Below are 21,117 nucleotides of genomic sequence, written 5' to 3' on the forward strand. Positions count from 1 at the left end.
AAAAGAAGGAGGAGGGGGGAGTATATGATTATAAAAGGTTATGTAGGATATGAGTTAGAAAAAGCGAAACCTAATACATCAGAGGATTTTTTTAACAGATCTGAAGTGACATATATATTAAATGATAAAGAGAAAACTTTTTCGGTTTTATACGTTCGATATTTTGAAGAAGTTTTACAAGAAATTACTCCTTTTGAAGGAAATCCAGTGTATAAAGTAGAAGAACAAAACATATATTTGCGCGATATTGTAGCGATATGTTGTTTAGTGAAAGATAGGGAGCTTCGTGCGCAAAAACGTTTGTATTTAAATAATATGGAAGAATTTCAACAATATTTTGATGAGGGAACGGTGTTGAAAGTACAAGAAATATTGGCTGAATTACATAAAAATAAAAGAGTAGAAATAGCGTGAAATGGCAAAGGAGAGAGAAAAAATGTCTAATTTGATGGTTGAAAATCAAACAGAACAAGTTTCTATATTTTTAGAAGATGCTATTCATTTAATAACCAATTATGTGAATTATCATACGTTGCCTTCTTTATTAGAGGAGACACCGGCAGGGAACGAGCAATATTATAAAGGGTTATTAGCATCAATGAGACGACTTCTCGTTTTTTGCGAAGAAGGACATGATGCATGTTTTGTTTTGTTGAATAGTCAGCCATTTCGAAAAACAGCAGCTGAAAAAATTTTATATAAGATTTACCATCAAGTAATTGCAGAGTTTTTTTCACCGAAGAGTGATTATTGGTATGAAAATAGTCGGTCTGCATATACAGGAAAAAATTCTATCGTTTTTCAACAAACACCACCTGCATCTTTGGGGCAAGTGATGAAGAGTTTAGAAGGTAAATTTCAATTGATGCGTGAAGAACTAGAATATTATGAGACGGATTATCAGACAAAGATGTTACACAAATATTGATTGCGGAAAAGAAGCTAAGGTGACTTAGCTTCTTTTCCTTTTGTACAGTTATATAAGGGATTTTCATTGAATATAGTTAAGTGGATAGCATTAGGGAGGTGCAACATGAATCAGCAAGGTGTATTTACAGATTACTTTCATGAAGTAGAAAATTGGTGTGAAAGTGTTCTTCACGTATTAGATAGCCGCGCAATGGAAGTGTATGATGTCCATATGCTTGCTTATAAAATTCAGACGTTGTTAGAGCGTATGAAAGAGCATGAGTATGAAACAGATGCAGAGTTTATGTATGAAATAAGTGATGATGTAGAACATATTCAGCATCACTTGCAGGAAGTATTTATGCAAGAAGAAGAGGAATATGAATTATATGAAAGAGGGGATAGCGAACGAGCTGTTCCAATTGGAGGACATACACTACCGCCATTACCTTATCCGTATAATGCGTTAGAACCGTATATTTCTAAAGAAATTATGATGTTACACCATGATAAACATCATCGGAGTTACGTGGAAGGGTTAAATAAAGCAGAGAAGATGATGGAAGAAGCGAGAAAAACAAATCAATTTGATTTAATTAAGCATTGGGAAAGAGAAGCGGCTTTTCATGGGTCAGGTCATTACTTACACACGATATTTTGGAATAACATGAAAAAAGACGGTGGTGGAAGTCCAAGAGGTGCTTTTTCACAACAAATCGAACAAGATTTTGGGAGCTTTTTACGTTTCCAAAAACATTTTACAGAAGCGGCCTCTAAAGTAGAAGGTTCAGGCTGGGCAATTCTCGTTTGGGTGCCCCGGTCTGGAAGGTTAGAAATTTTGCAAAGTACACTTCATCAATTATTTACACAATGGGATACGATACCACTCCTTGTACTAGATGTCTGGGAACATGCGTATTATTTACAATACCAAAATCGAAAAGATGAATATATTAAAAACTGGTGGAATGTTGTAAATTGGCCTGATGTAGAAAAAAGGTTTGAAACTGCGAAACAAATTGAATGGACACCATATTAGACGCAAATTCTCTGCGTCTTTTTTAATGGAAGCAGAAGGAAGATTTCGTTCATATTTTAAAAGGCCAAGCATACACTTGTACAAAAAGTGCCAAAAGGACGTGGGGGGAAATATGAGACGAATTTGTGTAATCATTACGCTTCTTATTATGTACGCAAGCGTTATGCCAATTCCTACATATGCAAAGATGAACAGCAATGTCAGTGCTCGAAATGCTGTATTAATGGAGCAACAGTCTGGTCGTGTATTATACGGAAAAGCAGAACATGAACCTCAAAAAATTGCTAGTATAACAAAAATTATGACTGCCTTGTTAGCTGCTGAATCAGGGAAGATGAAAGAAATGGTGTCAGTTAGCAATGAAGCGGTGAGGGTGGAAGGATCAGCAATCTATTTAAAGCCTGGACAAAAAGTGAAGTTAGAAGATTTAGTATACGGACTCATGCTTAGATCTGGTAATGACGCAGCGCAAGTAATTGCTGAAAGTGTGGGTGGGAGTATAGATGGATTCGTATATTTAATGAATGAAAAGGCGAAAGAAATTGGAATGAAAGATACTCACTTCTCAAACCCTCATGGTTTAGATGGAGATGGATCACATTATTCGTCGGCTTACGATATGGCGTTATTAACGAAGTATGCAATGGGAAACGAGTCATTTAAAAAAATCTTTGGAACAAAAACGTATAAATCCGATTCTTGGGATTACCCGTGGAAAAATAAACATAAGTTGGTAACGTCTTATTATGAATTTGCAACAGGAGGAAAAACAGGCTTTACGAAGAAAGCAGGAAGAACGCTTGTTACAACGGCATCAAAAGATGGACTAGATTTAATTGTCGTAACTTTGAGTGCTTCTAGTGATTGGGATGATCATATGAATCTATTTGACAAAGGATTCGAACGTTTCAAGCAAACGAAAGTTTTAGGACAAGGAGCAATTGCTGAAATAAATGAAAAGAAGTATGCCAACCATGTTTATACGAAAAATAGTTTTTCCGTGCCGTTAACTGAAGAGGAAAGAAAGAACGTGTTATTAAAAGTTGAACTGGATAAAAGTATAACGCTTGAGGATGGAGTAAAGGTTGGAAAGACAGATGTTTATGTTGGCAATGAGAAAGTTGGAGAACGGAATTTATTTTATAGTAAACGGAAGTTAGTAGCTACAACGGGACTTTACTGGAATAATGTGAAAGAAATTTTTTCTTACATGATAGGTGTTGGGAACGATGGTTAATCTCGTATGGGTAGCGATGGCTGTCATTGGGATTGTATACGCCATGATAAATGGAACGATGGAAGAAGTGAATAAGGCTGTATTTGACGGAGCAAAAGATGCAGTAACGATTTGTATAGGACTTATTAGTGTTTTAGTATTTTGGCTTGGTTTAATGAAAATTGCAGAGGAAGCCGGATTGTTAAAAAAATTAGTTTCACTTTTTATGCCGATAGTAAAAAGGTTGTTTCCAGAAATACCAAAGGACCATCCGTCCATGGGATTTATTCTATCAAATATGATGGCAAACTTTTTTGGTCTAGGTAATGCAGCAACCCCTCTTGGTATTAAAGCGATGGAACAACTAAAAGAGTTAAATGGAGGAAAGGATTCGGCGAGCCGTTCTATGGTGACGTTTCTAGCATTAAATACATCAGCTATTACATTAATTCCTACGACAGTCATTTCAATTCGAATGACGTATGAATCAGCCAATCCTACTGAAATTGTTGGGGTAACATTTATTGCACAAGTACTTTCTATGATTGGAGCGATTTGGATTGACCGCTATTTTTACCGAAGAAGGAGTAGAAAGGGGCGGAAAAAATGAGTATTGTAAATACAATTTCCTTATGGGTAATCCCTTGTGTAATTGGTTTTATCCTTTTATATGGCACGATAAAGAAAGTGCCGACGTATGAATCGTTCGTTGAGGGAGGAAAAGAAGGGATTCAAATTGCAATTTCCATTTTACCGTTTATGGTTGGAATGCTTGTTTCTATTTCTATATTCCGATCTTCAGGTGCGCTAGATGCAATGATATCAGTAATGAAGCCAATGCTAGATTTAATTCATGTTCCAGCAGAAATTGTTCCATTAGCACTAATACGCCCTATTTCAGGTTCTGCTGGTCTAAGTATTACGACTGATTTAATTGCCACATATGGGCCAGACTCATTCATTGGGAGATTAGCTTCTACGATGCAAGGGAGTACAGATACGACTTTTTATATTTTAACAGTATACTTCGGAGCTGTTGGTATTAGAAAAATGGGAGATGCATTAAAAGTAGGTCTTTTTGCAGATTTAATCGGAATTATTTGCTCGATTGTCTTTGTTTCCCTATTGTTTCAGTAAAGCTATTCATTTTTTATGCTATTTCGCGTATAATACGTATACGACCACTATTAAGGTGTAGCTTAATAGTGGTTTTTTTTATGTGGTATTTTTGACAAAATGATGAACTTTTATTGTGAGAAATATGAAAAATATGGACAATAATAAAGGATAAAAACATGATTTGACCTTTATATGTTTAATATCATCGCTATGTTGTTTAAGTGAGATGGAGCGAATAACCGTAAAGCGTATGCGGTTGCCAAGTCTTTCTAATGTAAGGTAAGATAAATTCGAGGTGAAAAAAAGAAATGGAACGATTACAAAAAGTGATTGCGCAAGCAGGTATTGCATCGAGAAGAAAGGCTGAGGAATTAATTCAGCAAGGAAAAGTGAAAGTTAACGGAAAAATAGTGAAAGAGTTAGGAACAAAAGTAACTCCTCAAGATAAAGTAGAAGTAAATAACATCCCTCTTGAAAAAGAAGAACCTGTTTATTTTTTACTATATAAACCAACTGGTGTAATTTCAAGTGTATCAGATGATAAAGGTAGAAGTGTTGTAACAGACTTTTTCCCTGAAATTACACAACGTTTATTCCCAATCGGACGTCTAGATTATGATACGTCAGGAGTATTATTAATGACAAACGACGGGGACTTCGCAAATATATTAATGCATCCTAAATATAAAGTTGAAAAAACGTATGTTGCAAAAATAAAAGGCCCATTAACAGGTGAGAAAATTCGCATGTTAGAACGCGGTGTTGCACTAGAAGACGGTAAAACAGCACCAGCACATGTGAAAATTATTTCTTGGGACAAGCGTAAAGAAATGGCTATTGTACAATTAACAATTCATGAAGGACGTAACCGTCAAGTACGTCGTATGTTTGAAGCGTTAGACTGTAAAGTAGTGAAATTAAAACGTGAACGTTATGCTTTCTTAGAAGTAGGAAGCCTGCGACCTGGTGATGCGAGAGAATTGACACCACATGAGGTGAAACAATTACGCGCGCTTGCTTCTACAAAGCCAAGATAAGCTATAGAGTTAAAAATTCACCAGTGGAGTGCTCTGCTGGTGATTTATTCAATACAACATTTACAGAAGATAATACATAACATTTACCGAGGAGAGGAGAGGTAATATGAAGAAAAATCGCTTATTATTTCGCGTTATTATTCTACTCATTTTATGTGGTGCTGTAGGATTTACCCTTTATCAAGGATTCTTTGCTAATAAAGAGAAAATGCAAATCGGAAAAGAAGCACCTAACTTTGTTGTGACGGATTTAGAAGGGAAGAAAATTGAACTAAAAGATTTAAAGGGAAAAGGTGTATTTTTAAACTTTTGGGGTACGTGGTGTAAACCTTGTGAAAAAGAAATGCCTTATATGAATGAATTATATCCAAAGTATAAAGAAAAAGGCGTTGAAATCATAGCGTTAGATGCGGATGAAACGGATATTGCAGTAAAGAACTTTGTGAACCAATATGGTTTGAAATTCCCAGTTGCTATTGATAAAGGACAAAAGATTATAGGAACATATGGAGTAGGTCCATTACCGACAAGCTTTTTGATTGATAAAGATGGAAAAGTAGTGGAGCAAATTATAGGTGAACAAACGAAAGAACAGTTAGAAGGGTATTTAAAGAAAATTACTCCGTAATAAAGAAAGCCTTTACATAAGAGGTGCGTGTCTATAGTGCCTCTGGTTTAAAAATTCTGAGTATTGCGGTAACTCGAGGTTAGAATATACAATAGTACATATAGAGACAGGGGCGGTGAGAGTGTTGAAAGAAATTAAATGTGAATGTGGACATGTTAATCCGATAGGAACCGTTTTTTGTGAAGCTTGCGGGAAACCATTTGAAAGCAATGAAAATGCAAAACTATTGGATATGCGCTATGAGGGGAGTGCACGGAGATCTCTCACGCAAACAAAAACGATAGTCGATAAAATTTGGAGCTTTTTCTCTTCTGTAAAAGTGGGTGTATGGCTAATCGTAATAACTTTAGCTGCATCAGCGATAGGAACTATTTTTCCGCAAGAAATGTACATAACTCCAGGGATTGCACCAGCTGAATATTATAAACAAGAATACGGATTTTTAGGGCAATTATACTATCAATTAGGATTTAATAATTTATACGGTTCATGGTGGTATATGATTTTGATTGCTTCTATCGGTATTTCACTTGTGATATGTAGTTTAGACCGCGTTATTCCACTTTATAAAGCTTTAAAAAAGCAAGGCGTAAAAAGACATCCTAGCTTTTTAAAGAGACAGAGATTATATGGGACTGGTACACCGAAAGATGGTGACCTGGAAAGAGTGCAAAAGAATTTAAAGAAAAGAAACTATAACGTGAAAGTGGAAGACGGAAACGTTTTAGCAGAAAAGGGACGCTTCTCGCGTTGGGGTCCATATGTAAATCATATCGGTCTTATTATCTTTTTATTCGGTGCGATGCTTCGTTTTTTACCGAGTATGTACGTAGACGAAGCACTTTGGTTACGTGATGGTGAAACGAAAGAAATACCAGGGACGGATGGACAATACTACTTAAAAAACGAGAAATTTATAAAAGAAGTTTATGATAAAAGTAAGGACAAGGAAGTTTTTGAGGAAGCGATTGATCGTGTAGGCGATAAAATGATTGCGAAAAACTTCCAAACGAATGCTGTATTATATAAAGCTGTGGGCGAAAATATAGCAGGGCAAAAACCAAAGTTGGAAAAAGTAAAAGAAGCGGAAATTCGAGTAAATGAACCACTGAAATTTGATCAATTTGCAGTGTATCAAGTGGATTATAAAGAAAGTGAATTTAAAAGTATGTCCTTCAACTTGCAAAATAAAGAAAATAATCAAAAATGGGGACCGGTTAAAGTAGATTTAACGAATCCTAAGGAAAAATATGATTTAGGAAATGGTTATTCTCTAGAACTATTAAGCTATTTTCCTGATTTTTATTTCGATGAGAATGGAAAACCAAATACAAAAACGAAATTACCGAACAATCCTGCATTTGTATTTAAAATGTTTACACCTGAAACACCAGATGGTGAAGTGAGTTTTGTTGGTATTCAGCAAAATATAGAACCTGATGGAAACAACAAATATAAAATGTCGTTTGCAGGTGTTGAAATGCAAAATGCAACAGCACTTACTGTAAGAAAAGATTTAACGCTTTGGATTCTCGGTATTGGAGGGTTTATATTTATGGTTGGTGTCATTCAAGGTATGTATTGGAATCATCGCCGTATTTGGATACAACGTGTTAATGATGAATGGTGGATTGCAGGGCATACGAATAAAAATTGGTTCGGTTTAAAGAAAGATATTGAAAGAGTAATAGAAGGTACAGCAATTCCACAGCCAAATGATAAAGTAATCGATAAAAAAATTAGTTAAGGTGGGGAAACGATATGGTGCAAATAAGTAGTAACTTTCTCTTTACCGCATTTATTTTATATTTAATTGCGACTCTATTTTTTGGTGGAGCCATTAAAGAAAAGGGTCATAAATGGGCAAATGTAGGAATAACAATTACAATTTTAGGGTTTATAGCACAAACAGTATATTTTGTTACAAGGTGGATCGCATCAGGGCATGCACCAGTTAGTAACTTTTTTGAATTCGGTACATTTTTCGGCATGATGCTTGTAGGAGCATTTATTGTAATGTATTTTATGTACCGTGTAAGTATAATTGGACTATTTGCATTACCAGTTGCGCTTTTATTAATTGCCTATGCAAGTATGTTTCCGAGGGAAATATCTCCGCTTATTCCATCTTTAAAAAGTAATTGGTTACATATTCACGTGACGACTGCAGCAGCAGGACAAGCAATTTTAGCGATTAGTTTTATTACGGGCGTTATGTATTTATTAAAAAATGTAGATCAATCAACGAGAAGTAAACGGACATTTTGGCTAGAGACGGTAGTATTTACACTTGTTTGTACAGTTGGATTTATTGGAGTAACAACGGTATTTTCTAGTATGAAATATGAAGCGAAGTTTCAATGGGTTGATAAAAATGAACAGCAACTGGAAATGAAGTACAATCTTCCGGCTTTAGTTGGACCGCATGAAGGGAAGTTACTGACAGAAAATAAATTAGAACCGGCAGTTGAAGTTCCAGCGATTGTAAATGCGAAGAAATTAAATACTGTTATTTGGTCAGTGTTAGTTGGAACATTACTTTATATTGTATTAAGACTTGTTTTACGGAAGCGAGTATCGGCAGCACTTCAGCCGTTAGTAAAGAATACGAATAGTGATTTACTAGATGAAATCGGATATCGATCTATTGCAATTGGATTCCCAGTTTTCACATTAGGAGCGTTAATTTTTGCAATGATTTGGGCTCAAATAGCGTGGACGCGTTTTTGGGGCTGGGATCCGAAAGAGGTTTGGGCACTTATAACGTGGCTCTTTTATGCTGCAGTACTACATTTACGATTATCTAAAGGGTGGCATGGAGAGAAATCAGCTTGGCTTGCAGTAATTGGTTTTGCAATTATTATGTTTAACTTTATTGTAGTAAACTTAATTATTGCCGGTTTACATTCATATGCATAGAGAAATAAAATAGGAGAGTGCATGTCACTTTCCTATTTTATTGTTGTCAACTTTTCTTCTTTTTTGAGAAAAACATGACAAAGTAGCGGTTGATTTTGTAAAATGATGTCGAGGACATTATATACTGTTCAAAAAAAATACATAGTTTTGGAAAAAAATTGAACAAAATTTATTATTCTTGTGAAGCATAATATGGGAAGTGAAACATTTAGAAGATTGCTTAAATAAACGAGAATAGCGCAACATAATAGTAAAGAAGGGTAGGTGTGAACCGCTGAAGTGAGAGTACGCAGCGGGTAGAGATGGAAAATGAATCAAGAATTTTAATTGTAGATGATGAGGATCGTATTCGTCGTTTATTGAAAATGTACTTAGAAAGAGAACAATACACAATTGAAGAAGCAGATAATGGTGATACAGCTTTAGAAATGGCGTTACAAAATGATTACGATTTAATCTTATTAGATCTTATGATGCCTGGTAAAGATGGCATTGAAGTATGTAAAGGGGTTCGTGAGAAGAAAGCGACACCAATTATTATGCTGACAGCAAAAGGTGAAGAAGTAAATAGAGTACAAGGATTTGAAGTTGGAACAGATGATTATATTGTAAAGCCATTTAGTCCACGTGAGGTCGTGCTACGTGTGAAAGCGGTATTACGTCGTGCTGTACCAACAACATTCTTTACACAAGATACAACGACAAAAGATGTTACTGTATTCCCGCACTTAACAATTGACAACGATGCACACCGTGTTACTGCAGATGGTAATGAAGTAAACTTAACGCCGAAAGAATATGAGTTACTATTATTTTTAGCGAAAGCTCCTGATAAAGTATTCGATCGTGAGCAACTGTTAAAAGAAGTATGGCAATATGAATTCTTCGGAGATTTACGTACAGTTGATACACATGTAAAGCGTTTACGTGAGAAGTTAAGCAAAAAATCACCAGATGCAGCGAAAATGATTGTTACTGTTTGGGGTGTAGGTTACAAATTTGAGGTTGTGAACGACTGATGCTTTGGAGAAGTGTAGTAGGGAAGTTATGGATGACCATATTACTTCTCGTTTCGTTTGTTCTTGGATTTGTTGCGATTTTACTTTCACAGTTTTTTAGAACGTATTATGTTGATATGAGTGAAGCTAGGCTTCAAAAAGTCGCAACAAGTGTTTCAGAGTTAATTGAAGAAGGTGCCGATGTAAAAACGATTGAGAATATCGCTTACAAATTCTCTGATCCACTTTCAAGGATTATTATTGTAGAAGATGGTAAAGAAATCTCTTCTTCACCGAAACAAGAAGGCTTAGTCACTCTTACAATGGATGACTTAAAAGAAGATAAAGAATTAGCGGCTGTGTTTACAGACAAAAAAGAAATTAAGAATAACATTAGAAAAGCCTCTAATAGTAGAAAAAATAAAAATACTGAAAATGATATTATGATTGTCGGAAAACCAGTGCAATCAAAAAATCAAAGTGCAGTGTTTGTATACGAATCTTTACAAGTGCCGATACAAGGTATGGAAAGAACGACTGATTTTATATTCTTATCAGCAGGGATTGCGATTATATTAACAACTTTCTTTGCATTCTTCTTATCTACTCGAATTACAGCGCCACTTCGTAAAATGCGTGAGGTTGCTTTTGAAGTGTCGCGTGGGAAGTTTGATGCGAAAGCCCCTATGGTATCTCAGGACGAGATTGGTGAGCTTGCAACGGCCTTAAATCAAATGGGGAAACAGTTGAAGTTTAATATGAATGCCCTGCAGCAAGAGAAAGAACAGTTAGCAAGTATTTTGAGTAGTATGGCAGATGGGGTTATTACATTAAATCAAGAAGGTGAAGTTGTAGTAATCAATCCGCCGGCTGAACATTTCTTACAAGTTTGGCAAGAAGAAAAAGAGATAGAGCTCAGTAAAAAACTGCCTTCTGAACTTGTTGAACTATTCCATCTCGTTGTAGAAAGCGAACAACAACAAGTTGTTGAAATTAATTTACAAAAAGGGAACTATGTAGTTCTTATGACGCCGCTCTACAATCAAACGAAAATTCGCGGGGCTGTAGCAGTACTGCGAGATATGACGGAAGAACGTCGTCTTGAAAAGATGCGTCAAGACTTTATTGCGAATGTATCGCATGAACTTCGTACACCGATGGTCATGCTGCAAGGGTATAGTGAAGCAATTTTAGATGATATTGTGCAAACGAAAGAAGAAATTAATGAGTTTGTTCAAATCATTTATGATGAATCCGTTCGTTTAGGTAAACTTGTAAATGAATTATTAGATTTAGCACGCATGGAAAGTGGTAATGTAGAGTTACATATAGGTGAAGTGGACATACATCCGTTTGTTGAAAAAATTGGTCGTAAATTCCAAGGGATTGCAAAGGATAAAGAAGTTGAACTAACAGTTGATTTCAAAAATCCAATTGAACAATACCCGTTTGATGCAGATCGTATGGAACAAGTATTGACGAATTTAATTGATAACGCAATACGTCATACGAACGCAGGTGGACATGTAACACTTGTAATTGATACGAAAAATAATGGTCTCATTTTTGAAGTACAAGATTCGGGCGTTGGTATTCCAGAAGAAGATATTCCATTTTTATTTGATCGTTTCTATAAAGCTGATAAAGCAAGAACACGTGGAAAAAAAGGTGGAACAGGACTCGGGCTTGCGATTGCGAAAAATATTGTTCAAGGCCATGATGGTAAAATTTCTGTATCAAGTGTTGTTGGAGAAGGAACTACATTCTCTGTCTATTTACCGAATCGTATAATTTAGATATACGTTTTTAAAGTTGATAATGAATAAAGTTCTGCTGTTTTTTATTTTTTTGTAAACTCAATTAAATAAAGAATGGTAGAACTTTTTTCTATGTTGCTCGAATAAAGAATAACAAGAGAGGTGCTGTGAAGAAATGAAATTATATACAAAAACAGGAGATAAAGGAACGACAAGTGTAATAGGTGGTAGGGTTGATAAAGATGATATTCGTGTGGAAGCGTATGGAACAATAGACGAGGCGAATTCTCATATCGGATATGCAATGACTAAACTACAAGGCGGGCCTTTCGGAGATATTTACAATGAACTTGAAACGATTCAACATGAACTATTTGATTGCGGGGGAGACTTGGCGATAGTAGGTGAGAAGATACCTTATAAAGTAAAAATTGAAATGGTCGAAAACTTAGAAAGTAGGATTGATTCGTATATAGAAGAAGCACCGCCGCTAGAGCGCTTTATTTTACCAGGTGGAAGCGAGTCGGCAGCTGCTATTCATATTGCACGTACAGTTGTAAGGCGAGCAGAACGATGTATCGTGTCCTTACAAAAAGAAGGAAAAATAAATGAAGTTGTTCTAAAGTATGTAAATAGATTATCTGACTATTTATTTGCAGTAGCTAGAGTAATAAACGCTCGATTACAAGTAAAAGATGTAGAGTATAATCGCAGTGCAATCGTTTTTCGTGATAAGAAAGAGAAGGAAGTGGAGTGATTCACTTTCTTTTTTGTATACTTTTTTCTGTAATATACCAAAATAGAGAAGGTATGGTGGTAATTAGAAAACGGAGGATGTATATGAAAGTTTTAAAATACGGCGTTATGTTATTGACAGTACTGTTTTTATCTCAATTACATGTGTACGCAGAGGGAAATCAATGGGCATGGCCTGTTGAAGGACAGATAAGTGATTATTTTGGGACAAGACACGGAAAACACTACGGTATAGATATAGCGGCACCGATCGGCACGCCTGTGTCAGCTATTCAAGAAGGGAAGGTAACAAAGTCTTATTATTCAAGTAGTTATGGAAACGTTATATTTATTAAACATGGAGAATATGAGGCTGTGTATGCACATTTAAATAAGAGATATGTAGTTCAAGGGGATTATATTTCAAAAGGAGAAAAAATTGGAGAAGTAGGGAACACGGGAGAATCGCGAGGTGCACACTTACATCTAGAACTTCATCAAGGAAGATGGACGATGGCGAAAAAGAATGCGATGAACCCATTGCTTGTTTTAAGTGAACAAAGAAATGAAGTTGTTTCTTCATCATTATATGTCGTACAAAAAGGGGATACTTTAGTTAGTATTGCACGGAAATTTAGTATGACACTTAAGGAAATTAAAGAAAAAAATGGATTGCAGCAAGAGCTAATTTATCCTAATCAACAATTATATGTTAAGTAAAGGCAACGTCTCAAAAATTAAACTTTGAATATTCTTAAATAAGGTTCAATGTAAATGAAATTATATGGGCGCTTCTCCTAGAAGTATTGAGTGAATTAGAGTATCTATATTTAAAAGAAAACCGTCCCAAAATTTATTTTGGGACGGTTTCTTTTACCAAAAAATAAAGACACATATAAATCCAGAAATAGCTAAATAGCTATATAAGTAAAAAACTTTTGTTCTTGTTTTCTCTTTTGTTCGAAACAGTACGATAGTCGGTTCAATTAAACCAATTGTCAAACAAAGTAGGCCAAGAAGCATACAACCAATCGAAATAGAATACAGGGCGATTTGTGGTGCTTGAAATGGAATCATCCATTTTAATAAAAATGCAATAAGTGCAGTGTAACAAATGCTACCGATGTATTTATTCAGTGGTGTATTAGAACGAAAGCCAGGAAGTTTTTTTAAGAAAGAGCGGGAAACAACTTCTGTTTGTAAAGATGTATGCTCTTCAATAATTTTTTGAGCTTCTTTTCCTTTTTGAAAAAGAGATAAGATCCAATTTCGCTCACCCTGAAAAATAAATTGAGAAGTTGTCAAATAGTGATCAATCTTCACTTTACTCCAACTCTTCCACGGATGACGCTCACACAATTTTAATTTACTTTCTGTTTTCTTATCATACTGATAAATACTGATGCCATCTTCATCGAAAGTAGCATAGTATGTCTCGTTTGAGAATGTGCCTAAATCAATTGGGCAGTAGAAAAGTAATTCTTTTTTTAAGTAAAAGTATTCTTTTCTTAAGTTTTTTTTCATTGCTTCTCGAATAGAATGTCTCTTTTCTTTTTTCATGACATTTCCTCCATAACTCAGAAAATGTTCTTATCTTAACAATTCAATATCTTATCACTTTTAATTATATATGACTAGGTAATTCAAAAGAGAAATGCCGAATAATAAAAAATATGGATTGTATTGTAAAATATTTCGCAATTCATTTGTTGTTACGAAAAATAAATAACTAATTTTAAATAAGTTACAATTTTTTAGTTCACAATGTTATGAGGTTGTTGTATAATGAAGGGGAAAATAGAATATCGGTCTATCTTCGGGGCAGGGTGAAAATCCCGACCGGCGGTGATGAACTATTTATGATTTTGTTCTAAGCCCGCGAGCCGTTAAGGCAGGATTTGGTGTGATTCCAAAGCCGACAGTATAGTCTGGATGGGAGAAGATGGAGGTTCAAGCGTTCAAAAAAGATATGGATTTGAACGTCTGTTTGATGTGCCTTAAATTCTCCCTTTGTGTAAAACACAAAGGGTTTTTTCGTTCTATGAAAAAATAGGCATAGCAGAACCTTTCCACTTTCCATGAGATGATCGATGGAAAAGGAGAGAGAAAGATGAAACAAAAAAACAGTGTAGTGCAGATGGTGAGTGTAGCGATGCTAAGTAGTATTGCATATTTACTAATGATGTTGGATTTTCCGTTCCCAGGGCTTCCGCCATTTTTGAAAATTGATTTTAGTGATGTACCAGCTCTAATTGCAGCAATTATCTTTGGACCAGTAGCAGGAGTGATTGTAGAGGCGATAAAGAACATTTTACATTACGGGATTCAAGGAAGTTTAACAGGAGTACCAGTTGGAGAAATTGCAAACTTTATTGCAGGATGTTTATTTATTGGACCAGCAGCTTTCTTATTTAGAAAGTATCGTACTGTGAAGAGTTTAACGACAGGATTAATGCTAGGGACAATTACAATGGCACTTATTATGAGTGTATTAAACTACATCATCATATTCCCGGCTTACACTTGGTTTTTAAATTCACCGGCTATGTCTAGCGAAGCTATCAGAACAACGGTTGTAACGGCAATCTTACCATTTAATTTAATTAAAGGAATTGTTGTAACAATTGTATTTGTAGCATTATTCTCACGCCTGAAAGTATGGGTGTTTGCAAAAATGAAAAATGCATAATATATATTAAAACCATTAGTAGTGTGGAACTACTAATGGTTTTTTATTAAGGAAAATAAAATTTAGATACAAAAAACGCCCCTCATCAATATGAGGGGCGTTTTTTGAAGTTAATAAAAGACTATTCGAATTTTAAAGCGTCTCCGTCGAATGATTCGTCAGCAACTTTAATTGAGTCAGTTGGACAGCCTTCGAATGCATCCATCATATCTTCAATTAATACATCTGGAATTTCAACGATACCTTGGTTATCGTCTAATGTTACAAATGCAATACCTTCATCATCATAGTCATAAATGTCTGGTGCAGCAGCGCCACAAGCACCACATGCAATACAAGTATCTTTATCAACGATTGTATATTTTGCCATCTTTTTTCCCTCCTGATAATATGTATGTGAAAAGCTCGCCATAAAAATTATAACCTTATTGTAAAACGGTTTGTGAAACTTTTCAACATAAAATTATAATGATAATGCTTATCAATTAGAGTGTCAACTTATTTTTGAATTATGTCATAAGATTTTCAAAATACGTAAATGTGATTTCGTTTGATACAATAGAATATATACAAGTATATAGTTCTTATATGATAAGTTTAATGAGCGACAGTAGATAGTGTAATTGTACTGAAAAGAATGAAGTTAAGATTGGAAGGTGGAAGCGGTCATGCAAATACAATATACTTTGTTGCATTGTTTAAAACAATTGAATGGTGAAAGAACCGTTTCTTCTATTTATTATTTACTAAAGGGCAAACGTTCTTCGCAAACTTTACAAGATGGAAATATGTTCCGGATTTCTTTTTTATTCGGAATATATAAATCATTAAATAGAAATGACTATGATGGTGAAGTTGTAAAGTTGTTGCAAGCGGATTTTATTCAAGAAATACATGAAAATACATATGTGTTAACACCTACGGGTAAAATGCAGTTACATAAATGGGAGGAAGTTTATGCTTTTCCAGCACATTTGCATGGTTTACATTATGGTGAATTAGGTGAAACATTTTGGAAAAGATTATCATTGATTATTCAAACCATATCAAATTTACAACAGAATAATACGAAGTTTATCCCAATTCAACAAGATACAGAAATAATGATGTGGGTAAAACGTTTTCTAACAGGAAGGCCATATAAAAGAAGTGAGTTGGCGAGGAAACTATGGACGGAAGTACATAATCTTTTGGAAAAGAGTAATGCGATAGAAGCGACGATTGTAACATATCGACTAACGGGCTATGAACGTATTGGTTGTACATTGCAACAATTAGCAGAAATTACGAAACAAGATATATTCAGGGTGTATTTTTTATTTTGGGGTACAATGCATTTCTTTATACAAGAAGTTCGTGATAAAGAAAATGAATTTCCACTATTAGCTGAAATTATATCTTATCCAAATGAGAGAGCTGAATTATTTAGTTTATCCACGAAAAAAACATATAATTTTTGGAGACAAGGGCGTTCTTTAGAAGAAATAGCGACGATTCGGAATTTAAAGGTTGCAACGATAGAAGATCATTTTGTTGAAATTGCTTTGCGAGAAAAAGATTTTTCTATTGAAATGTTTATGGAAAAAGAAAAGATAGACAAAGTAATAAAAGTAATTGAAGCATTACAAACGCGGAAGTTACGTGTTTTGAAACAAGCGGTTGGAGAAGATATCTCTTATTTTGAAGTTCGTCTTGTATTAGCGCGGATGGAGGGTGTAAATGAAACTTGAAGAATATTTATATAAGTGGTTTGGATATTCTGAATTTCGTCCAGGTCAAAAAGGAGTTATTACAGATTTATTAGAAGGAAAAGATGTGATAGCAATGCTTCCGACTGGAAGAGGGAAATCTATGTGCTATCAGTTTCCGGGGCTTATGCGAGAAGGAACAGTGCTTGTTGTATCACCGTTATTATCTTTAATGGAAGATCAAGTGACACAATTAAAGTATGTTGTGAAAAACCGAGTGATAGCATTTAATAGTTTTCGGACATTAAATGAAAAAAGAGAAGCGATGAAAAAATTATCTTCATATAAATTTATTTTTGTTTCACCAGAGATGTTACAGTCGGAGTTATTAATTAGGGAATTGAAGAAAATTCATATTTCATTATTTGTTGTTGATGAGGCTCATTGTATTTCTCAATGGGGTTATGATTTTAGACCGGACTATAAGAAACTAAATGTAGTTATTGAAAATATTGGTTCTCCTACAGTATTAGCATTGACAGCCACAGCGACAAAAGGGGTACTACAAGATATCGCAGACAGTTTAAATTTAAAGGGTGCCGCGGAACATGTATACTCTATTGACCGTCCTAATATTGCAATGGAGGTGCAATTTGTAGAGACGATAGAAGAAAAGAAAGAGGCGCTTTTGGAGCAGGTGATGTATTTACAAGGGCCGGGAATTGTATATTGTTCAAGTAGAGCGTGGACAGAAAGGTTAACGGAATACTTGAGAGGAAAAGGTGTTACTGGTGTAGCTTTTTATCATGGTGGTATGGAACATGAAGAGCGTATGTTAATTCAACAACAGTTTATGAACGATCAATTGCAGCTTGTAATATGTACAAGTGCATTTGGTATGGGGGTAAATAAGGCGAATACGCAATATATTATTCATTTTCATTATCCAACTAATATAGCTTCTTACTTACAAGAAATCGGAAGAGCTGGAAGAGATGGCGAACCGAGTATAGCTATTTTATTGTGTAGTCCGTTGGATCATGATTTACCAATTTCAATCATTGAGGATGAATTGCCAAGTAAGTCGCAAATACAATTTTTATTTTCTTTACTACAAGAAAGAATGTTTCAAACGAAAGAATTACCAATAGAAGATGTAGAAGAAATTTGTTATAATGCAGCAAGATTTAATGAGCAATATTGGCGTTTCGTTCGTTATCATCTCGAACAGGTTGGAATTATACAACAACGAAGATTATTATTAGAGAGTTTGTCAGATGAAATTATGAACCGATTAATAGCTGAAGTAGAGATAAGGTTGCGTAATAAATATAGTGAGCTAGAAAATATGAAGTCATGGATACGAGTTAAAGGATGTAGACGTGAATATGTGTTGCAACAGTTCGGTTATAGGAAAGAGAAAGAGTTAAATAATTGCTGTGATTATTGTGGTATTACAAAAGAAGATTATAAAAAAAGACGAGCGCAACAATCGGATTTCGACTATAATTGGGAAACAGAGTTACAAAAGCTTTTCGGCCTAGAAAAGATGGGGGAATGATGAACATTCAAAGGCATAATGTTGAAGATATGAGTCCGCAGGAAATAAGGCTGAATCTATATATAACACAGTTAATTATTATCGGTATTGGCTGTTTACTAGCATATATATTATTTCAAGATGTAAAAGAAGTGTTTAATTTATGGAGATGGGAACCAGTATCTATACTTATTATAGGTGGTTTGTTAGCGATTGGTATTGTGTTATTAGATTATGTTGCAATGCGAGTGTTTCCAGAGTCTTGGTTTGATGATGGTGGTATTAACGATAAGATGTTTCGAGGAATGTCGGTTCTGCATTTACTCATTATTACGTTCGTAATCGGTTTTGCAGAAGAATTTTTATTTAGAGGTGTAGTGCAGACTCATTTTGGAATTGTAATTGCGAGTTTCGTATTTGCAGTGTTACATATTCGTTATATAACAAAGCCATTTTTGTTTTGTTTCGTCTGTTTCATTAGTTTTGTCTTTGGTTATGTATTTGAATGGACAGGGAATTTGTTTATAACAATCTTTGCACACTTTCTTGTTGATTTTATAATGGGACTCCAATTAAGAAAATAAATGGAAGGTGGTGGTGAACAACATGAGGAAACGAATTCCTGATTTTGAAGAGGAATTAGAAGTTGAGCGAGTAGAAGAAAAAGAAAGTTTACCGCCGCGTAGTGAAATTCATAGAAATAAAGAGAAAAAACAAAAGTTTAAAATAAATCATATTTTCGTCCGGGTTTTAACATTTCTATTCATTCTGCTGCCGATTAGTATTTTGTGGTATACGGATAAATATATTCAGGTGAAGGGCGATAGTAATAATGCCGGGAAAAGTGCGTTTGAAGTAATCTTCTTTGATTCAGCTAAATCTGAGTCGCAGAAACAGTCTGAAAAAGCGATAACGCATACTGTGAAAGAGGGAGAAACTTTAGAAAGTATAGCGAAGCAATATTTTTCAGATGAAAATGGGGTTGAAGTAATTAAAAAGTATAATAACTTGCAAGAAGATGAAGTGAGTGCAGGTCAAGAATTAAAAATTCCGATAAAAGATAAGTCCACAAAGCAAGAGAGCTAGTGAATTAGGCGAACGCAGTTTGTTATAAAAGCCTAGGGTTATCTTTATGATGAGGGGAGTAAAAAATATGATATGGATTATATTATTCAGTACTCTCATAGGAATGGGGATTTTATTACTTCTTGTGATGTATAAAGAAGCGATGCGTAATACAGTGTTGGAACATACTTTAGTATTTAAAGAATTTCCGAAAAGTTTTCAAAAAGTAAATGTGTTTTTTATTTCTGATATTCATAGAAGAGTCATTTCGAATTTGTTAATTGAACAAGTAAAAGGAAAAGTAGATCTCGTAATTATCGGAGGAGATTTAGCAGAGAAAGGAGTCTCTTTATCAAAAATCTCTGCCAATATTCAAAAGTTAAGAGAGATAGCTCCTGTATATTTTGTGTGGGGAAACAATGATTATGAGATAGAATATCATGAATTAGATGCTTTATTATTAGAAAATAACGTAAAAGTTTTAGATAATACAAGAGTGGTATTTGAGTCTGAATTAGGCGAGAAAATTTGTTTGCTCGGTATAGATGATGTTGGATTGCACCGTGATCGTTTAGATTTGGCATTGGCGGATTGTAAAGAAGATGGTTTTCGTATCTTAGTTAGTCACAACCCTGATATAATAAAAAAGATGTCTGGAAATGAACAGATTTCACTTGTATTAAGTGGACATACGCATGGAGGACAAATCCGATTATTCCCATCTAAAAAATATTTAAAAGGTGGCGTATATAACCATTTGAATACGATTCTCTTTGTTAGTAATGGGTACGGAACAACATTGATACCACTTCGTTTCCGAGCGCCTGCTCAAACACATATTATTACATTGTGCGGAGGGAAATGATGCCAACTCTTAGTGGAAAATATAATATAAAAGCTGTTTCAAATATAATTGGAGTTCAGCCGAGTACGCTTCGCGCATGGGAAAGACGATATCAAATTATTGCCCCAAAGCGGAATCAAGCTGGGCATCGTTTATATACAGAAGAGCATATTCAAATTTTAAAATGGTTAATGGAAAAAGTTTCTTCCGGTATGATGATTGGACAAGCAGTTCAGTTATTAGAAGAGAATCGTTTGCAGAGTACAGTTCAAAAAGAGATACATTTCGATAAAGAAGTTGTTTTAGTGGACGATTTGCTACAAGCTTTGTTAAAATTTGATGAAATTACAATTGCTGCATTATTAAACGAAGCTTTTAGTATATATTCAACAGAAAAGGTTGTTGCCAGTATCGTTCTTCGAGTGACAGACAAATTATTAACGTCAAAAAATAATAATGAGATTTCAATGGTGCAATTTCAATATGCACTATCATTTTTACAAACGCGTCTAGGGATGGTGTATCACAATGCCTCAATGTTTTCTTCTTTACACAAAGTTATTGTGTTAGAAAAGAATGCATTGAAAGGATTTATTTTTTCAATTTATTTACGCTTAAAAGGATATGAGGCGATATATATTAGGACAAGCTTAGCTGAAGATGGTATGTTGTCAGCGGTAGAGGAAATACAGCCGAAATATGTATTTGTATCTTTTGCTGACGAACTAGAAATGAAAAAGACGATGAACTTTATAAATGTATTACAAGAAAAAAGGGAATCTCTTTCTGTTGGATTTATCGGAAAGCTAGGCGTTCTAAACCAGTTGGACATTGAAACAATCTTAATTGGTGATACGAAAGAAGAATGGGATGAATGGTTAAAAATGTCGGAATAGTTGTTCGAAAAGAACCATCTATTTTCTATTTCATATAA

General features: G+C 34.7%; 23 protein-coding genes and 1 riboswitch. Of the genes, 21 read left to right on the top strand and 2 right to left on the bottom strand.

Going from position 1 to position 21,117, the window contains the following annotated elements; genetic code table 11:
• Positions 1–24: 24 nt before the first annotated feature.
• From MHH27_RS07790 to MHH27_RS07855, 14 genes are all read left to right on the top strand, one after another.
• Complete coding sequence (locus MHH27_RS07790) at positions 25–414, top strand: hypothetical protein (protein WP_053564895.1); 390 nt, start codon at positions 25–27, stop codon at positions 412–414.
• 22 nt (positions 415–436) lie between these two features.
• Entirely contained in the window at positions 437–928 is a 492-nt protein-coding gene (locus MHH27_RS07795) for a YpuI family protein (RefSeq protein ID WP_000067551.1), read from the top strand.
• Between the two features lie 105 nt (positions 929–1,033).
• The gene (locus tag MHH27_RS07800; RefSeq protein WP_001075742.1) at positions 1,034–1,948 is read left to right on the top strand and encodes a superoxide dismutase; all 915 of its coding nucleotides are present in this window, start codon (positions 1,034–1,036) and stop codon (positions 1,946–1,948) included.
• A gap of 112 nt (positions 1,949–2,060) precedes the next feature.
• Positions 2,061–3,185, top strand: coding sequence for a D-alanyl-D-alanine carboxypeptidase family protein (locus MHH27_RS07805; protein WP_001252626.1), 1,125 nt, complete (start codon positions 2,061–2,063; stop codon positions 3,183–3,185).
• The gene (gene spmA, locus MHH27_RS07810; RefSeq protein ID WP_000247810.1) at positions 3,178–3,774 is read left to right on the top strand and encodes a spore maturation protein SpmA; all 597 of its coding nucleotides are present in this window, start codon (positions 3,178–3,180) and stop codon (positions 3,772–3,774) included. Before MHH27_RS07805 ends, spmA begins: the two co-directional genes overlap by 8 nt.
• A complete protein-coding gene (spmB, locus tag MHH27_RS07815) occupies positions 3,771–4,301 on the top strand; it encodes a spore maturation protein SpmB (protein WP_000029514.1) in 531 nt (176 codons plus the stop codon). Before spmA ends, spmB begins: the two co-directional genes overlap by 4 nt.
• Before the next feature lie 290 nt (positions 4,302–4,591).
• The gene (rluB, locus tag MHH27_RS07820) at positions 4,592–5,320 is read left to right on the top strand and encodes a 23S rRNA pseudouridine(2605) synthase RluB (protein ID WP_000440553.1); all 729 of its coding nucleotides are present in this window, start codon (positions 4,592–4,594) and stop codon (positions 5,318–5,320) included.
• A 106-nt stretch (positions 5,321–5,426) separates the two neighbouring features.
• A complete protein-coding gene (resA, locus tag MHH27_RS07825; RefSeq protein ID WP_000742194.1) occupies positions 5,427–5,948 on the top strand; it encodes a thiol-disulfide oxidoreductase ResA in 522 nt (173 codons plus the stop codon).
• 121 nt (positions 5,949–6,069) lie between these two features.
• Complete coding sequence (resB, locus tag MHH27_RS07830; RefSeq protein ID WP_098836206.1) at positions 6,070–7,695, top strand: cytochrome c biogenesis protein ResB; 1,626 nt, start codon at positions 6,070–6,072, stop codon at positions 7,693–7,695.
• 14 nt (positions 7,696–7,709) lie between these two features.
• Positions 7,710–8,867 (top strand): cytochrome c biogenesis protein ResC, encoded by a 1,158-nt coding sequence (gene resC, locus MHH27_RS07835; protein ID WP_000250087.1) that lies wholly within the window; start codon positions 7,710–7,712, stop codon positions 8,865–8,867.
• A gap of 302 nt (positions 8,868–9,169) precedes the next feature.
• Positions 9,170–9,886 (top strand): DNA-binding response regulator ResD, encoded by a 717-nt coding sequence (resD, locus tag MHH27_RS07840; protein ID WP_000426861.1) that lies wholly within the window; start codon positions 9,170–9,172, stop codon positions 9,884–9,886.
• Positions 9,886–11,661 (top strand): sensor histidine kinase ResE, encoded by a 1,776-nt coding sequence (gene resE, locus MHH27_RS07845; protein WP_000964683.1) that lies wholly within the window; start codon positions 9,886–9,888, stop codon positions 11,659–11,661. The genes resD and resE overlap by 1 nt, the downstream gene beginning before the upstream one ends.
• Positions 11,662–11,797: 136 nt before the next feature.
• Positions 11,798–12,379, top strand: coding sequence for a cob(I)yrinic acid a,c-diamide adenosyltransferase (locus MHH27_RS07850; RefSeq protein WP_000781271.1), 582 nt, complete (start codon positions 11,798–11,800; stop codon positions 12,377–12,379).
• Between the two features lie 83 nt (positions 12,380–12,462).
• The gene (locus tag MHH27_RS07855) at positions 12,463–13,077 is read left to right on the top strand and encodes a peptidoglycan DD-metalloendopeptidase family protein (protein WP_000866228.1); all 615 of its coding nucleotides are present in this window, start codon (positions 12,463–12,465) and stop codon (positions 13,075–13,077) included.
• 153 nt (positions 13,078–13,230) lie between these two features.
• On the opposite strand, the gene MHH27_RS07860 is transcribed toward MHH27_RS07855, so the two are convergent.
• On the bottom strand, positions 13,231–13,917 hold the full coding sequence (locus MHH27_RS07860; RefSeq protein ID WP_000711798.1) for a hypothetical protein: 687 nt from the start codon (positions 13,915–13,917) through the stop codon (positions 13,231–13,233).
• 248 nt (positions 13,918–14,165) lie between these two features.
• Positions 14,166–14,305: riboswitch (FMN riboswitch) on the top strand.
• A gap of 162 nt (positions 14,306–14,467) precedes the next feature.
• Between MHH27_RS07860 and MHH27_RS07865 the strand changes: the two genes are divergently transcribed.
• Positions 14,468–15,046 carry an ECF transporter S component gene (locus MHH27_RS07865; protein WP_000810856.1) on the top strand — a complete coding sequence of 193 codons (579 nt, stop codon included), beginning with the start codon at positions 14,468–14,470 and terminating at the stop codon, positions 15,044–15,046.
• A gap of 121 nt (positions 15,047–15,167) precedes the next feature.
• On the opposite strand, the gene MHH27_RS07870 is transcribed toward MHH27_RS07865, so the two are convergent.
• Complete coding sequence (locus tag MHH27_RS07870) at positions 15,168–15,416, bottom strand: ferredoxin (RefSeq protein WP_001151993.1); 249 nt, start codon at positions 15,414–15,416, stop codon at positions 15,168–15,170.
• Between the two features lie 298 nt (positions 15,417–15,714).
• Between MHH27_RS07870 and MHH27_RS07875 the strand changes: the two genes are divergently transcribed.
• The 6 genes from MHH27_RS07875 to MHH27_RS07900 all read left to right on the top strand — a co-directional run bounded on the left by MHH27_RS07875 (position 15,715) and on the right by MHH27_RS07900 (position 21,079).
• Positions 15,715–16,776, top strand: a complete 1,062-nt coding sequence (locus tag MHH27_RS07875) for a helix-turn-helix domain-containing protein (protein WP_001167017.1) — start codon at positions 15,715–15,717, stop codon at positions 16,774–16,776.
• Positions 16,766–18,295: an ATP-dependent DNA helicase RecQ gene (gene recQ / locus MHH27_RS07880; protein ID WP_000762977.1), complete on the top strand. Its 1,530-nt coding sequence runs from the start codon at positions 16,766–16,768 to the stop codon at positions 18,293–18,295. Before MHH27_RS07875 ends, recQ begins: the two co-directional genes overlap by 11 nt.
• A complete protein-coding gene (locus tag MHH27_RS07885; RefSeq protein ID WP_001025783.1) occupies positions 18,295–18,858 on the top strand; it encodes a CPBP family intramembrane glutamic endopeptidase in 564 nt (187 codons plus the stop codon). Before recQ ends, MHH27_RS07885 begins: the two co-directional genes overlap by 1 nt.
• A 22-nt stretch (positions 18,859–18,880) precedes the next feature.
• Positions 18,881–19,360, top strand: coding sequence for a LysM peptidoglycan-binding domain-containing protein (locus MHH27_RS07890; protein WP_001231555.1), 480 nt, complete (start codon positions 18,881–18,883; stop codon positions 19,358–19,360).
• A gap of 67 nt (positions 19,361–19,427) precedes the next feature.
• Positions 19,428–20,204, top strand: coding sequence for a metallophosphoesterase (locus MHH27_RS07895; RefSeq protein WP_000637796.1), 777 nt, complete (start codon positions 19,428–19,430; stop codon positions 20,202–20,204).
• The gene (locus MHH27_RS07900; protein WP_061660291.1) at positions 20,204–21,079 is read left to right on the top strand and encodes a MerR family transcriptional regulator; all 876 of its coding nucleotides are present in this window, start codon (positions 20,204–20,206) and stop codon (positions 21,077–21,079) included. The genes MHH27_RS07895 and MHH27_RS07900 overlap by 1 nt, the downstream gene beginning before the upstream one ends.
• Positions 21,080–21,117 lie beyond the last annotated feature (38 nt).

The sequence above is a fragment of the Bacillus sp. FSL L8-0152 genome (assembly GCF_038006365.1).
Taxonomy (GTDB): Bacteria; Bacillota; Bacilli; order Bacillales; family Bacillaceae_G; genus Bacillus_A; species Bacillus_A cereus.

Bases quoted from the DNA above. Each gene is read 5' to 3' on its own strand.
- MHH27_RS07790 (WP_053564895.1), top strand. From the start codon at position 25: ATGATTATAAAAGGTTATGTAGGATATGAGTTAGAAAAAGCGAAACCT.
- MHH27_RS07795 (WP_000067551.1), top strand. From the start codon at position 437: ATGTCTAATTTGATGGTTGAAAATCAAACAGAACAAGTTTCTATATTT.
- MHH27_RS07800 (WP_001075742.1), top strand. From the start codon at position 1,034: ATGAATCAGCAAGGTGTATTTACAGATTACTTTCATGAAGTAGAAAAT.
- MHH27_RS07805 (WP_001252626.1), top strand. From the start codon at position 2,061: ATGAGACGAATTTGTGTAATCATTACGCTTCTTATTATGTACGCAAGC.
- spmA (WP_000247810.1), top strand. From the start codon at position 3,178: ATGGTTAATCTCGTATGGGTAGCGATGGCTGTCATTGGGATTGTATAC.
- spmB (WP_000029514.1), top strand. From the start codon at position 3,771: ATGAGTATTGTAAATACAATTTCCTTATGGGTAATCCCTTGTGTAATT.
- rluB (WP_000440553.1), top strand. From the start codon at position 4,592: ATGGAACGATTACAAAAAGTGATTGCGCAAGCAGGTATTGCATCGAGA.
- resA (WP_000742194.1), top strand. From the start codon at position 5,427: ATGAAGAAAAATCGCTTATTATTTCGCGTTATTATTCTACTCATTTTA.
- resC (WP_000250087.1), top strand. From the start codon at position 7,710: ATGGTGCAAATAAGTAGTAACTTTCTCTTTACCGCATTTATTTTATAT.
- resD (WP_000426861.1), top strand. From the start codon at position 9,170: ATGGAAAATGAATCAAGAATTTTAATTGTAGATGATGAGGATCGTATT.
- resE (WP_000964683.1), top strand. From the start codon at position 9,886: ATGCTTTGGAGAAGTGTAGTAGGGAAGTTATGGATGACCATATTACTT.
- MHH27_RS07850 (WP_000781271.1), top strand. From the start codon at position 11,798: ATGAAATTATATACAAAAACAGGAGATAAAGGAACGACAAGTGTAATA.
- MHH27_RS07855 (WP_000866228.1), top strand. From the start codon at position 12,463: ATGAAAGTTTTAAAATACGGCGTTATGTTATTGACAGTACTGTTTTTA.
- MHH27_RS07860 (WP_000711798.1), bottom strand. From the start codon at position 13,917: ATGAAAAAAGAAAAGAGACATTCTATTCGAGAAGCAATGAAAAAAAAC.
- MHH27_RS07865 (WP_000810856.1), top strand. From the start codon at position 14,468: ATGAAACAAAAAAACAGTGTAGTGCAGATGGTGAGTGTAGCGATGCTA.
- MHH27_RS07870 (WP_001151993.1), bottom strand. From the start codon at position 15,416: ATGGCAAAATATACAATCGTTGATAAAGATACTTGTATTGCATGTGGT.
- MHH27_RS07875 (WP_001167017.1), top strand. From the start codon at position 15,715: ATGCAAATACAATATACTTTGTTGCATTGTTTAAAACAATTGAATGGT.
- recQ (WP_000762977.1), top strand. From the start codon at position 16,766: ATGAAACTTGAAGAATATTTATATAAGTGGTTTGGATATTCTGAATTT.
- MHH27_RS07885 (WP_001025783.1), top strand. From the start codon at position 18,295: ATGAACATTCAAAGGCATAATGTTGAAGATATGAGTCCGCAGGAAATA.
- MHH27_RS07890 (WP_001231555.1), top strand. From the start codon at position 18,881: ATGAGGAAACGAATTCCTGATTTTGAAGAGGAATTAGAAGTTGAGCGA.
- MHH27_RS07895 (WP_000637796.1), top strand. From the start codon at position 19,428: ATGATATGGATTATATTATTCAGTACTCTCATAGGAATGGGGATTTTA.
- MHH27_RS07900 (WP_061660291.1), top strand. From the start codon at position 20,204: ATGCCAACTCTTAGTGGAAAATATAATATAAAAGCTGTTTCAAATATA.